General features: G+C 68.8%; 9 protein-coding genes and 1 tRNA gene. All 10 read right to left on the bottom strand.

Annotated elements, in window-relative coordinates; all coding sequences use genetic code 11:
- Positions 1–30 precede the first annotated feature (30 nt).
- The gene (locus PZB75_RS15145; protein WP_275535816.1) at positions 31–237 is read right to left on the bottom strand and encodes a hypothetical protein; all 207 of its coding nucleotides are present in this window, start codon (positions 235–237) and stop codon (positions 31–33) included.
- Positions 238–455: 218 nt separating this feature from the next.
- A tRNA-Ile gene (locus PZB75_RS15140) sits at positions 456–529 on the bottom strand.
- A gap of 71 nt (positions 530–600) precedes the next feature.
- Positions 601–1185 carry a DUF3566 domain-containing protein gene (locus tag PZB75_RS15135; protein ID WP_275535815.1) on the bottom strand — a complete coding sequence of 195 codons (585 nt, stop codon included), beginning with the start codon at positions 1183–1185 and terminating at the stop codon, positions 601–603.
- A gap of 93 nt (positions 1186–1278) precedes the next feature.
- Positions 1279–3927 (bottom strand): DNA gyrase subunit A, encoded by a 2649-nt coding sequence (gene gyrA, locus PZB75_RS15130; protein ID WP_275535814.1) that lies wholly within the window; start codon positions 3925–3927, stop codon positions 1279–1281.
- Between the two features lie 42 nt (positions 3928–3969).
- Complete coding sequence (gyrB, locus tag PZB75_RS15125) at positions 3970–6039, bottom strand: DNA topoisomerase (ATP-hydrolyzing) subunit B (RefSeq protein WP_275535813.1); 2070 nt, start codon at positions 6037–6039, stop codon at positions 3970–3972.
- Between the two features lie 526 nt (positions 6040–6565).
- A complete protein-coding gene (locus tag PZB75_RS15120; protein ID WP_275538723.1) occupies positions 6566–7168 on the bottom strand; it encodes a DciA family protein in 603 nt (200 codons plus the stop codon).
- Positions 7169–7242: 74 nt separating this feature from the next.
- Positions 7243–8373: a DNA replication/repair protein RecF gene (recF, locus tag PZB75_RS15115; protein WP_275535812.1), complete on the bottom strand. Its 1131-nt coding sequence runs from the start codon at positions 8371–8373 to the stop codon at positions 7243–7245.
- A 136-nt stretch (positions 8374–8509) separates the two neighbouring features.
- Positions 8510–9388: a phosphogluconate dehydrogenase (NAD(+)-dependent, decarboxylating) gene (gnd, locus tag PZB75_RS15110; protein WP_275535811.1), complete on the bottom strand. Its 879-nt coding sequence runs from the start codon at positions 9386–9388 to the stop codon at positions 8510–8512.
- A 133-nt stretch (positions 9389–9521) separates the two neighbouring features.
- Positions 9522–10652 (bottom strand): DNA polymerase III subunit beta, encoded by a 1131-nt coding sequence (dnaN, locus tag PZB75_RS15105; RefSeq protein WP_275538722.1) that lies wholly within the window; start codon positions 10650–10652, stop codon positions 9522–9524.
- 1276 nt (positions 10653–11928) lie between these two features.
- Complete coding sequence (dnaA, locus tag PZB75_RS15100) at positions 11929–13716, bottom strand: chromosomal replication initiator protein DnaA (RefSeq protein ID WP_275535810.1); 1788 nt, start codon at positions 13714–13716, stop codon at positions 11929–11931.
- Positions 13717–13946 lie beyond the last annotated feature (230 nt).

The raw sequence follows: 13946 nt of genomic DNA, 5'->3' as shown, positions 1-13946 counted from the left end.
GGACCGCGACGTCCTCGGGACGCGCGGTGGCTAACGAGCCGTCGCGTCCGCCGTCGTCGAGCGATACGCCTTCGCCGCTCGCCGCAGGTCCCCGCCCACCATCTGCCAATCGGTCCCCCCGTCGGACATCCTCGCCTTGCGCCTGCGCGCCACCCGATAGGTGGCCCCGCCCGCGAGATCGAGAAGAGATCCCGCACCCGCCAGAGCAGCTGCGGAGTGCTTCTTGAGCTTTGGCACAGCTTCCTCCATGTGTGGTTGTCTCTCGGCCTTCTTGAAGAGGGTACCCACGAGGAGCCGCCCCGTCACCGGACCAAGTCACCGGGCCCGGTCCGGTGGCCCCCACCCAGGACACCGCACAGCGAGCAGGGAACAAACCGCGAGCAACCACTGACAACCACTGACAACCCGGAACGACGAAGACCTCCGACCGCTATCGGTCGGAGGTCTTCGGACTGTGGGGCTAACAGGATTTGAACCTGTGGCCTCATCCTTATCAGGGATGCGCTCTAACCAACTGAGCTATAGCCCCGCCGCGCTGCGCGCTGACTTCTGAAGATTAGCGCACGTCGTGGCCAGTCCCAAAATCGATGGTCGACGGGGCTACTCGTCCTCGGCCAGCGTCAGCTCGACACCGCCGACGAAGCCCGCCGACAGGTTGTAGATGAACGCGCCCAGCGTCGCCAGCGCGGTCGCCAGCACCACATCGATCACCGCGATCACCGAGGTGAAGATGAGGACCCGCGGCAGCGACAGGAACGACTGGAGGTCGAAGCCGTTGCCCTCGTTCGAGCCGGTCGCCTCGCTGATCGTGCCGCCCACGGTGGAGAAGACGCTCATCGCGTCCATCACCATCCACAGGATCGCCGCCGCGACCACCGTGCAGATGCCCAGCGCGATGGAGAGCAGGAAGCTGACCTTCATCACCGACCACGGATCGGCCTTGGCCACCCGCAGCCGCGCCTTGCGGGTACGCGGAGTCGTCCGCGCGCCCGTCCTGGGCTTCCGCATGGCCTGGGCGTTGCCGCCCGGGGTCCCGTCGGCGGGCGTGCCGCCCGCGGGCGAGGGGTAGGCCCGCGGCGGGTGGTAGGGCCCGCTGTCCTGCTCCGAGGAGGGTTCCCGCTCACCGGGCAGCGGCCCGGTCGCGTAACCCTCGTACTGGGGCTGCGGCCCCCGGGTGTCCGTCACAGTTCCCCCCTGGGAGTCCGTGGCAGGGCCACGGGCACCGCTCGCTCCAGTCCCGGAAGCGGCCGAACCGGCGCCCGTGGCTCCACTCACGCTCTACTCCTCGTGCTCCCCGGCCGGGGGCTCAGTGCCCTCGGCAGTGACTTCAGCGGCAACCTCGGCCGTGTCGCCCTCGGCGTCCACGACCCCGTCGACCTCTTCGGTCCCGACGACCTCTTCGGCCTCGTGACCGGCCTCGGCGTTCCGGGCGATACCGACAACGGCATCACGCTTGCCCAGATTGATCAGTTGGACGCCCATGGTGTCACGGCCCGTCTCCCTGACTTCACTGACGCGCGTGCGAATCACACCACCGCCGAGGGTGATGGCAAGGATCTCATCCGTTTCCTCCACCACCAGCGCACCGACCAGCGATCCGCGGTCCTCGACGATCTTGGCGGCCTTGATGCCCAGACCGCCACGGCCCTGCACTCGGTACTCGTCGACCGGGGTCCGCTTCGCGTACCCTCCGTCGGTCGCAGTGAACACGAAAGTACCGGGCCTGACGACATTCATCGAGAGCAGTTCGTCCCCTTCGCGGAAACTCATCCCCTTGACACCCGACGTCGCACGGCCCATCGGACGCAGCGCGTCGTCCGTCGCGGTGAACCTGATCGACTGGGCCTTCCTGCTGATGAGCAGCAGGTCGTCCTCGGCCGACACCAGTTCGGCGCCGATCAGTTCGTCGGCCGTGCCGTCCGATCCGTCGCCCATCTCCCGGAGATTGATGGCGATGACCCCGCCGGAGCGCGGAGAATCGTAATCCTTCAGTGATGTCTTCTTCACCAGGCCGCCCTTGGTCGCCAGGATCAGATAGGGCGCCGCCTCGTAGTCGCGGATAGCCAGGATCTGGGCGATCCGCTCGTCCGGCTGGAACGCCAGCAGGTTGGCGACGTGCTGACCGCGGGCGTCCCGTCCGGCGTCCGGCAGCTCGTACGCCTTCGCCCGGTAGACCCGCCCCTTGTTCGTGAAGAACAGCAGCCAGTGGTGGGTCGTCGACACGAAGAAGTGGTCGACGATGTCGTCTTCCTTGAGCTTCGTGCCCCGCACGCCCTTGCCGCCGCGCTTCTGCGAGCGGTAGTCGTCCGTCTTCGTACGCTTCACGTAGCCGCCACGCGAGATGGTGACGACGATGTCCTCCTCGGCGATCAGGTCCTCGATGGACATGTCACCGTCGAAGGGCACCAGCTTGGACCGCCGGTCGTCGCCGAACTTCTCGACGATCGCCGCCAGCTCCTCGCTGACGATCTGCCGCTGCCGCTCCGGCGACGCCAGGATCACGTTGTACTCGTTGATCTTCGCCTGGAGTTCGTCGTGCTCGGCGGTGATCTTCTGGTGCTCCAGCGCGGCCAGCCGGCGCAGCTGCATCTCCAGGATCGCGTTCGCCTGGATCTCGTCGATCTCCAGCAGGCCCATCAGCCCGTCACGCGCCACGTCGACCGTCTGGCTGCGCCGGATCAGCGCGATGACCTCGTCGATCGCGTCGAGCGCCTTGAGCAGCCCGCGCAGGATGTGCGCCCGCTCCTCCGCCTTGCGCAGCCGGAACTTCGTACGCCGGACGATGACCTCGATCTGGTGCGTCACCCAGTGCCGGATGAACGCGTCGATCGACAGCGTGCGCGGCACGCCATCGACCAGGGCCAGCATGTTCGCGCCGAAGTTCGTCTGGAGATCGGTGTGCTTGTACAGGTTGTTCAGGACGACCTTGGCGACCGCGTCCCGCTTCAGCACGACGACCAGCCGCTGACCGGTGCGCGACGACGTCTCGTCCCGGACGTCCGCGATGCCGCCGACCTTGCCGTCCTTCACCAGGTCGGCGATCTTCTGCGCGAGGTTGTCGGGGTTGGTCTGGTACGGAAGCTCCGTGACCACCAGGCACTGGCGGTTCTGGATCTCCTCGACCGCGACGACCGCGCGCATCGTGATGGAGCCACGGCCCGTGCGGTACGCCTCCTCGATGCCCTTGCGGCCCACCACGAGCGCGCCCGTCGGGAAGTCCGGGCCCTTGATCCGCTCGATCAGGGCGTCCAGGAGCTCCTCCTGCGACGCTTCCGGGTGCTCCAGGTACCACTGCGCGCCCGACGCCACCTCGCGCAGGTTGTGCGGCGGGATGTTGGTCGCCATACCGACCGCGATCCCCGCCGAACCGTTCACCAGCAGGTTCGGGAACCGGGCCGGCAGAACCGTCGGCTCCTGGTTGCGGCCGTCGTAGTTGTCCTGGAAGTCGACGGTCTCCTCGTCGATGTCCCGGACCATCTCCATGGACAGCGGCATCATCTTGCACTCGGTGTACCGCATGGCGGCGGCCGGGTCGTTGCCCGGGGAACCGAAGTTGCCGTTGGAGTCCACCAGCGGCATCCGCATCGACCAGTGCTGCGCCAGGCGGACCAGCGCGTCGTAGATCGAGGAGTCGCCGTGCGGGTGGTACGTACCCATGACGTCACCGACGACACGGGCGCACTTGTAGAAGCCCTTCTCGGGCCGGTAGCCGCCGTCGTACATCGCGTACAGCACCCGGCGGTGGACGGGCTTCAGACCGTCCCGCACATCGGGAAGCGCACGCGACACGATGACGGACATCGCGTAGTCGAGGTAGGAGCGCTGCATCTCCGTCTCAAGCCCCACGGGCTCGACACGCATGCCCACGCCCTCGACGGGCGGGACCTCTTCGGGCGTCACGGGGACAGGGGTGTTCTCGTCGGCCATTGCTGGTCAAAGTCCTTTCGAGCTGCGGCTTGTACGGCCGACTCAGATGTCGAGGAAGCGGACGTCCTTGGCGTTGCGCTGGATGAACGAGCGCCGCGCCTCGACGTCCTCACCCATCAGCACCGAGAACAGGTCGTCGGCCTGCGCCGCGTCGTCCAGCGTGACCTGGCCGAGCACGCGGTGGTCGACATCCATGGTCGTGATGCGCAGCTCCTCGGCGTTCATCTCACCGAGACCCTTGAACCGCTGGATCGAGTCCTCGCGGATGCGCTTGCCGTTCTGCTTGCCCAGTGCCACCAGCGCGTCGCGCTCGCGGTCCGAGTACGCGTACTCGAAGTCGTCCCGGCCCCACTTGATCTTGTAGAGCGGCGGGCGCGAGAGGTAGACGTGACCCGACTCGACCAGCGGACGCATGAAGCGGAAGAGGAACGTCAGCAGCAGGGTGTTGATGTGCTGTCCGTCGACATCGGCGTCCGCCATCAGAATGATCTTGTGATAGCGGAGCTTCTCGATGTCGAAGTCCTCGTGCACACCGGTGCCGAACGCCGAGATGAGCGCCTGGACCTCGGTGTTCTGGAGGATCTTGTCGATCCGCGCCTTCTCGACGTTCAGGATCTTGCCGCGGATGGGCAGGATCGCCTGGTACATCGGGTTGCGGCCGGACTTCGCCGAACCACCGGCGGAGTCACCCTCGACGATGAAGATCTCGCACTGCGTCGGGTCGTTGGACTGGCAGTCGCTGAGCTTGCCCGGCAGCGAGGCGCTTTCCAGCAGCCCCTTGCGACGGGTCAGATCACGGGCCTTGCGGGCCGCGACCCGGGCCGTGGACGCCGCGATGCCCTTGCGGATGATGTCCGCGGCCTCGTTCGGATTGCGGTCGAACCAGTCCGTCAGGTGCTCGTGGACCACCTTCTGGACGAAGGTCTTCGCCTCCGTGTTGCCCAGCTTGGTCTTCGTCTGCCCCTCGAACTGCGGCTCGCCCAGCTTCACCGAGATGATCGCCGTCAGACCCTCGCGGACGTCCTCACCGGTGAGATTGTCGTCCTTCTCGCGCAGCAGCTTCTTCTCCCGGGCGTACCGGTTGACCAGCGAGGTCAGCGCCGCGCGGAAGCCCTCCTCGTGGGTACCGCCCTCATGCGTGTGGATCGTGTTCGCGAAGGAGTAGACCCCCTCGGTGTACTGCGTGTTCCACTGCATGGCGATCTCGGCCGAGAGCAGTCGCTCCTTGTCCTCGGCCTCGACGTCGATCACCGACTGGTGGATGACCTCGCCCTTGCGCGCGTTGAGGTACTTCACGAAGTCGACGATGCCGCCCTCGTAGTGGTACGTGACGGAGCGCGCCTGCTCCTCCTCGGTGACCTCCGCGACCTCGGCGACGTCCGCGCCCGCGGTCGCCTTCGCCGACTCACGCTCGTCCGTGAGCCTGATGGTGAGGCCCTTGTTCAGGAACGCCATCTCCTGGAAGCGGCGCGACAGGGTCTCGAACGAGTAGTCGGTGGTCTCGAAGATGTCACCGTCGGCCCAGAAGGTGACGGTCGTCCCGGTCTCGTCGGTCTCCTCGGTACGGGCCAGGGGCGCCGTCGGCACCCCGAGCTTGTAGTCCTGCGTCCAGCGGTAGCCGTCACACTTGACCTCGACCGACAGCCGGGAGGACAGGGCGTTGACGACGGAGACGCCGACACCGTGCAGACCACCGGAGACGGCGTAACCGCCGCCGCCGAACTTTCCGCCCGCGTGCAGCACGGTCAGCACGACCTCGACGGCCGGCTTGTTCTCGGACGGCACGATGCCCACGGGGATGCCGCGGCCGTTGTCGACCACGCGGACCCCGCCGTCGGCGAGGATCGTGACGTCGATCATGTCCGCGTGTCCCGCCAGGGCCTCGTCGACCGAGTTGTCGACGACCTCCTGCACGAGGTGGTGGAGACCACGTTCACCGGTCGAGCCGATGTACATGCCAGGTCGCTTACGGACCGCGTCCAGACCCTCAAGGACGGTGATCGCACTGGCGTCGTACGAGTTGGGGACCTCGCCGTACTCACCGGGGGTGGACGGGATGGTTTCGTTGGGGTTGCCGGAATCGGCCACGAAGCGCCCTTTCTGGCACAGCACAGGCCGTTCTCCGGGCAGGCGGGAGCGGCTGCGTCGTTCGGCTTGTATCGACGACTCCCGCGAGCACGCGGGATTGTCCCCCAGTCTACCGGTAGCGCCGACCCGAATGGGGGTTTGCCGGTGCCTGAGTCCGCATGTGCCGCCCTGAACCAGCGCCTGACGACTCCCCATATTGGGGAAGGGGCTTCAGGAGGCTCACACGGGCGTTGAGCGCTTCGGGCTGTCAAGCTCCGGCTACGGTGAGGGACCCCTCACCGTCCGCGCCCGGCAGCGGCCCCCGCCGACCGGCACGCCCCGACCCGCGCACGCCCCCCGCGCACCCTCCTCGCGCGGGCGCGTGCGCGAGGCGCGAGCGAGGGAAAAGGACCAGCTCACAGGCGTGCAAGGGGGCGTGAGGGGGGCGCGGAAGAGGAGTGGGAACAAGAAGAACGGATCAGCTGAACGCCCCGCCCGCCGCCCACTCACCCGCACGGCCGCGCCCTCCGCCGCCACCACTCCCCACGGCCGTACGTTTCCTCGGCACATGTCAGCCGTACGTGTCCCCCGGGCCCTTGCTCCCGGGCGCCCGCAGCGGACCGAACCGCTTCGCGGGCCCGCCCGGCCCCAACACCTTGATCAACTTCACAGTGCCGTGCCCCAGATCAGCGTTCAGCCGGGCCACCAGCTGGGGCGCCAGCAGCCGCAGCTGCGTCGCCCACGCCGTCGAATCGCACTGCACGGTCAGCACCCGCTCCGCCGGATCTTCGTCGTACTTCAGCGGCGCGCAGTGGTTCGCCAGGTCCTCGCCCACGATCTCCGGCCAGCGGCCCATCACCCCGCCCACCGCAGCCGGGGTCTCCCAGCCCCGCTCGGTGATCAGCCGGTTGATCGCCGCCCCCAGGGCCAGCGGATCACGGCCGTCCGCCCGCGCGCCGGACCTCAGCCCACCACCGCGCCGCGCCTGCTTGCGCTGCTGTGCCGCCGTGCCCCGCGCCCGCGCCTGCTCCTTCGCCGCCCGCAGCGCCACCCGGGCCAGATCGACGCCCGACGGCTCCGGCTGCCTCCCCGCCTCACCACCATCCGTCGGCCCGGCGTCCGGCCCGGGTTCCCGGGCACCGGAACGGCTCCCGCCACCGGAGGCGCCGCCCACGCCCGTACCGCCGTCGCGGCCGTGCGCCTCCTCCGAGCCGCCCGCGCTCCGGCGCCGGGAGCCGTCGGAGCCGGTCACGCGCGCGCCACCTCGCCCGCCGACACCTCGTACCGCGTACCCGCCAGAACACCCGGCACATCGTCGTCCACGGCCGCCGTCACCAGCACCTGCTCACCACCGGCGACCAGCTCCGCCAGCCGCTCCCGGCGGCGCGTGTCCAGCTCGGCGAACACGTCGTCGAGCACCAGCACCGGCTCATTGCCCTCGGTGCGCAGCAGATCGTACGAGGCCAGTCGCAGCGCCAGCGCGTACGACCAGGACTCGCCATGGCTCGCGTACCCCTTCGCGGGCATCCCCCGCAGTCCCAGCACCAGATCGTCCCGGTGCGGGCCGACCAGCGTCACCCCCCGCTCGATCTCCTGCTTGCGCACCTCCGCCAGCGCGGCGATCAGCTGCCCGTACAGCTCCTCACGGGTGCGCGCGAGCGCGTCGCCCGCGCCGACCGAGCTGCGGTACTCCAGTGCCAACGGGCCCCCGCCGGGTGCCAGCCGCGCGTACGCCTTGTCCGCCAGCGGCTCCAGGGCGGCGATCAGATCCAGCCGCTGTGCCAGCAGCTCGGCACCCACCCGCCCCAGATGCTGGTCCCACACGTCGAGCGTGGACAGGTCCATGGAACGGCCGCCGTGCCTGCGGGCCATGGCGGCGGACTTCAGCAGGGTGTTGCGCTGCTTGAGCACCCGCTCGTAGTCCGAGCGCACCCCCGCCATACGCGGCGAGCGCGCCGTGACCAGTTCGTCGAGGAATCTCCGGCGCTCGCCGGGATCGCCCTTGACCAGTGCCAGATCCTCGGGCGCGAACAGCACGGTCCGTACGATTCCCAGCACATCACGGGGTCTGACCTGCGACGATCGATTGATCCTGGCCCTGTTGGCCCGGCCCGGGTTGAGTTCGAGCTCGATCAGCTGCGACCGCTCGCCCTGGGTGACCGCGGCCCGGATGACGGCCCGCTCCGCGCCCACGCGCACCAGCGGCGCGTCGGACGCGACCCGATGGCTGCCCAGCGTGGCGAGATAGCCGACGGCCTCGACGAGATTCGTCTTGCCCTGGCCGTTGGGTCCCACGAACGCGGTGACGCCCGGATCGAGAGGAACCTCGACCCGGGCGTACGAGCGGAAATCGGCCAGCGAGAGATGCGTGACGTGCATGGTGTTCGCCGACCTTCCCGGCTTCCTGCTGGTGCTGCTGCTGTGTACCGCCGCCCGTTCGCGTCCCGGCCGCTTCCCGGGGGCCGCCGGTCCTCACCGGACCGACGGCCGCACCCGACGCGACGCGGACGCGGGGCTACTTCTTGTTCTCGACCGCGTGGCCGCCGAACTGGTTGCGCAGCGCGGCGATCATCTTCATCTGCGGCGAGTCGTCCTGCCGCGAGGCGAAACGGGCGAAGAGCGACGCGGTGATGGCGGGCAGCGGCACGGCGTTGTCGATCGCCGCCTCCACCGTCCACCGGCCCTCGCCGGAGTCGGCCGCGAAGCCCCGGAGCTTCTCCAGGTGCTCGTCGTCGTCCAGCGCGTTGACCGCCAGGTCGAGCAGCCAGGAACGGATGACCGTGCCCTCCTGCCAGGAGCGGAAGACCTCACGCACGTCGGTGACGGAGTCGACCTTCTCCAGCAGCTCCCAGCCCTCGGCGTAGGCCTGCATCATGGCGTACTCGATGCCGTTGTGGACCATCTTCGCGAAGTGGCCGGCGCCGACCTTGCCCGCGTGGACGGAGCCGAAGTCGCCGTCGGGCTTCAGGGCGTCGAAGACCGGCTGCACCTTCGCCACGTTCTCGGCCTCGCCGCCGTACATCAGCGCGTAGCCGTTCTCCAGGCCCCAGACACCGCCGGAGACACCGCAGTCGACGAACCCGATGCCCTTGATGCCCAGTTCGACCGCGTGCTTCTCGTCGTCGGTCCAGCGCGAGTTGCCGCCGTCCACGACGACGTCCCCGGGGGAGAGCAGACCGGACAGCTCGTCGATCGTGGACTGGGTGGCGGCGCCGGACGGGACCATCACCCAGACCACCCGCGGGCCCTTCAGCTTGCCCACGAGCTCTTCGAGGCTGCTCACATCGGCGACGTCCGGGTTCCGGTCGTAACCGATGACGGTGTGACCCGCGCGGCGAATGCGCTCGCGCATGTTGCCACCCATTTTGCCGAGGCCGACGAGACCGAGCTCCATCAGAGATTCCTTAAGCTTGTGCCGGATTCGTACCCGGGACCGAGCCTACGCCCGGACGGGGACAGCGACACGGGCGTGCTCAGCGCCGAGCACGCCCGTGGGACGCCGCCGTGACAAGGCCGCGCCGGCCGGATCAGCCCGACAGGCGGACCGGCATGATCAGGTACTTGTACGCGTCGTCGGCCTCGGCGTCCACGGCCGGGCGGCCGCTGAGCAGCGCGGGCTTCGTCGACGTCGTGAAGGACAGCTGAGCGACCGGGGAGTCGATGGCGCTGAGCCCGTCCAGCAGGAAGGTCGGGTTGAAGGCGATCGAGATGTCGTCGCCCTCCAGCACGGAGTCGACGCGCTCCACAGCCTGTGCGTCGTCGCTCGACCCCGCTTCGAGGATGAGCACGCCCTGCTCGAAGCTGAGCCGCACCGGGGTGTTCCGCTCGGCGACGAGGGCGACACGCTTGACGGCCTCGACGAACGGGGCGGTCTCGATCACCGCGACCGAGTTGAACTCGGTCGGGAAGAGCGTCCGGTACTTCGGCAGGTCGCCTTCGAGCAGTCGGGTGGTCGTCCGGCGGCCGGCACCCTCGAAACCGATCAGGCCCTCGCCCGCGCCGGAACCGGAGAGCGCGAGAGTGACCGTGTCACCGCTGGTCAGCGCCTTCGCGGTGTCCAGCAGGGTCTTGGCGGGCACCAGGGCGACGGCGGACGCCTCGGGGTCCTCGGGCTTCCACAGGAACTCGCGGACCGCGAAGCGGTAGCGGTCGGTGGAGGCCAGCGTGACGGTGTCCCCCTCGATCTCGATCCGCACACCCGTGAGCACGGGCAGCGTGTCGTCGCGTCCCGCGGCGATGGCGACCTGGGCGGCGGCAGAGGCGAAGACCTCACCGGGGACGGTGCCGGTCGCGGTGGGCATCTGCGGAAGGGCCGGGTACTCCTCCACAGGCAGGGTGTGGAGTGTGAATCGCGAGGAGCCGCAGGCCACGGTGGCCCGTACTCCGTCGGTGGAGATCTCCACCGGCCTGTTCGGCAGGGCGCGGCAGATGTCGGCGAGCAGCCGGCCGGAGACCAGCACCGTGCCGTCCTCCTCGATCTCCGCGTCGACGGAGACCCGGGCCGAGACCTCGTAGTCGAAGCTGGAGAAGCTGAGCGCTCCGTCCTCGGCCTTCAGCAGTAGGCCCGCGAGAACGGGCGCCGGCGGACGGGCCGGGAGGCTGCGGGCCACCCAGGCCACCGCCTCCGCGAGTACATCGCGCTCCACCCGGATCTTCACCGGAACCGCCTCCTGCTGTTGCTCGCTCGCCCTGCTGGCCTTCGTCGTCTGGATCGGGGCTCCCGGCCGAAAGCCGGATGTGCCGCCGGGGACCAGTCTGACGTACGGCACCGACACTCGGTGCTGCTCGGGGTCAAGTCGCGACAAGAGGCTCGGAGCGCTCCGGCGCCGAGTTGTGCACAGCGCCCACTTCGAAGCGGATTCCTGGCTAACTCTAGGTGGCAGTAGTAGTAGGGCCTGTGGAAACCGTGGATAACCCTCTTTGCGCTGGTCAGCCATGGTTTTTTGTCCACCGGCCCTGTGGGCGCGACCGGTGGACAACTCGGCGTTTCTGTGGACGCCGGAAAGTTCTGCACACCCCGTGCACAGGAGAGGGGCACTTCTCCCCAGGGCCGTCCCCAGTTTTACCCAGGTTCCCCACAGCCCAACCGGCCTCGTTGGTGTGACGCCTTTCACTCTGCGTGGTGAAAGCGGGTGTCGCGTTGCCGAACAGTGGACAGGGCTGTGGAGAAGCTGGGGACAACCTGGCCCGTCCTGTGGGCTGCCCGTGGACAACCCGATCGCCCTGCTGTGGACGAATATTTTGTCCACAGCCTGTGGATCATTGTTGACCACAAATCCCCAGGGGGCTGACCTGGCCTGATGGAGTATCGGGAGTCGAGCCTGTGGACGCAATCTGGACAACTTCGTGGTCCCCAGGCTGTGGAGGGGAGTTCCGGCCCGGATCTGTGGAGAACGGCTGGTCAGCGGTGGGTATTCGAACACCGGGGGACGTTTTCGGGGCCTCGGCCGGGGTAAGGCGGGGTGCTCCGGGGTGTGGAGAGGGTGGCGGGCGGGGGTCGGACGCGCCGGTACGGGGTCGGGCACGGAGCCCGGAAGAGTAGGAAGAGGCCCTGGAAGAGCCTGGACGAGAGTCTGGACGAGGCCCCGGAAGGGCTTGGGAGATCCGCGCAGGAAGCCGCCCACGATGCCGACGGACGGTGGAACGTGCCCCGGACGAGCGGGGGAAGGCGCCGCGTAATGACGACGAAGGGCGTCCCCGGGGACACCTGAGACAGGTCTCTCCAGGGACGCCCTTCAGCCGTCTTCAGCCGTACGGCAGGGGGTGACCGGTATCGGGGCGGTCGGTGGTGGATGACCAGGAGCCGGTGATCGGTGCCGGTGATCGACGGCGGACCCCTGGCCGTACGCGCCCGCGCTCGCCCCGCCTTTCGTCAGACGTGGCCCGGCCCGCGTCACGCGGCACCCACGGGTACGGCACCCGCGGGCCCGTGGCTCAGCCGTTCTTGATGCGGTTGGTCAGCTCCGTGACCTGGTTGTAGATGGAACGCCGCTCCGCCATCAGCGCGCGGATCTTCCGGTCCGCGTGCATCACGGTCGTGTGGTCACGGCCGCCGAACTGCGCGCCGATCTTCGGCAGCGACAGATCCGTCAGCTCACGGCAGAGGTACATCGCGATCTGGCGTGCCGTCACCAGCACCCGGCTGCGCGACGATCCGCACAGGTCCTCGACCGTCAGGCCGAAGTAGTCGGCGGTCGCCGCCATGATCGCCGGCGCGGTGATCTCCGGAGCCGCGTCCTCACCGCCGGGGATCAGATCCTTGAGGACGACCTCGGTGAGACCGAGGTCGACCGGCTGCCGGTTGAGGCTCGCGAACGCCGTCACCCGGATCAGCGCGCCCTCCAGCTCGCGGATGTTGCGCGAGATCCGGGACGCGATGAACTCCAGTACCTCCGGAGGGGCGTTCAGCTGCTCCTGTACCGCCTTCTTCCGGAGGATCGCGATCCGGGTCTCCAGCTCGGGCGGCTGCACATCGGTGGTCAGACCCCACTCGAACCGGTTCCGCAACCGGTCCTCCAGCGTCACCAACTGCTTCGGCGGCCGGTCCGACGAGAGCACGATCTGCTTGTTGGCGTTGTGCAGTGTGTTGAAGGTGTGGAAGAACTCCTCCTGCGTCGACTCCTTGCTCGCCAGGAACTGGATGTCGTCGACGAGCAGGATGTCCACGTCCCGGTACCGCTTGCGGAAGGTGTCGCCCTTGCCGTCGCGGATCGAGTTGATGAACTCGTTCGTGAACTCCTCGGAGCTGACGTAACGCACCCGGGTACCCGGGTAGAGGCTGCGTGCGTAGTGCCCGATGGCGTGCAGCAGATGGGTCTTGCCGAGCCCCGACTCCCCATAGATGAAAAGCGGGTTGTACGCCTTCGCCGGTGCCTCGGCGACGGCCACGGCCGCGGCGTGCGCGAACCGGTTGGACGCGCCGATGACGAAGGTGTCGAAGAGGTACTTCGGATTCAGCCGGGCGTGCGGTTCACCGGGGCCGGGCGCGGGCGACGGCTGCGTGCCCATCGGGCCGCTGGCCCCACCGCCGGGCCGGCCGGTCCCCGGTCCGCCCTGCCGGTGCTGCTGCGGGTCCTGCATGTCGTGCCGGTCCTGGCGCTGCGGCTCGTACTGGCGGCGGTCGTGCTGCTGCGGCCGGTAGTCGTGCTGAGGCTGCTGCGGCCGGACCGTCGCGTACGGATCGCGGTCCTGGAAGCCGCCGAGCCGGGGCTGCTGCCAGGACAGGTCCTCCTGGGTGCGCGGCCAGGCGCCGGGCTCGGGGCGCTGCTGCTGATAGTCGGGATACGCGGGGCGGGCGCTCGGCAGGCCGTCGTCCGGGGGCCGGTGCCCGCCGTAGCCGTCGTACGCGTCGTTGTGCGGGTGCTCGTCGTGCTGCGGCCCCGGGCCCTGGTAGCGGTGGGACTGCTGCGACTGGTGCATGGGGGGCGCGGGCGGAGCGGGCGGCTCACCGGCTGAATCGTCGACGGTGATCGCGATGCGGATCGGCCGGCCGCACTCCCGGCTCAGGGTCTCGCTGATGAGCGGTGCGAGACGGCCTTCCAGGACCCGCTTGCCCCATTCGTTGGGCACGGCGAGCAGCGCGGTGTCGGCGACCAGTGCGAGCGGCTGGCAGCGCTCGATCCACTGCTTGTCCTTCGGCTCGATGCCCTGCTGGCCCTCCCCGAGGAGTTGCTCCAGCACTCGTGGCCACACTGCGGCAAGATCGGCAGGTACATCAGCCACAAGGCACGCTCTCTCGCAGGTCCCACGAATGTGTGGTTCTCGGGACGGGATGGGTCGGTCTGGGTGGGGCCCGGCAGGCGGGAAGAAAAAGAGCCGGAGTCGAGCCACGGTAGTCAGCCCGACCCGCGTGGTTCAAGTTGTTGTCCACAGGCTGTGCACAATGGGAGCCGGTACAGTGCGGGTTTGACCGGATGGCGCGGCCGCGCGTACCGTGACCAGGTCGAGTTGTC

Source organism: Streptomyces sp. AM 4-1-1 (assembly GCF_029167625.1).
In the GTDB taxonomy this organism is placed as follows: domain Bacteria; phylum Actinomycetota; class Actinomycetes; order Streptomycetales; family Streptomycetaceae; genus Streptomyces.
This window is presented reverse-complemented; position numbering and strand designations above follow the sequence as displayed.

What these genes read in the sequence shown, in the direction of transcription:
- gyrA (WP_275535814.1), bottom strand. Translation starts at nt 3,927, where the DNA reads ATGGCCGACGAGAACACCCCTGTCCCCGTGACGCCCGAAGAGGTCCCG.
- recF (WP_275535812.1), bottom strand. Translation starts at nt 8,373, where the DNA reads ATGCACGTCACGCATCTCTCGCTGGCCGATTTCCGCTCGTACGCCCGG.
- gnd (WP_275535811.1), bottom strand. Translation starts at nt 9,388, where the DNA reads ATGGAGCTCGGTCTCGTCGGCCTCGGCAAAATGGGTGGCAACATGCGC.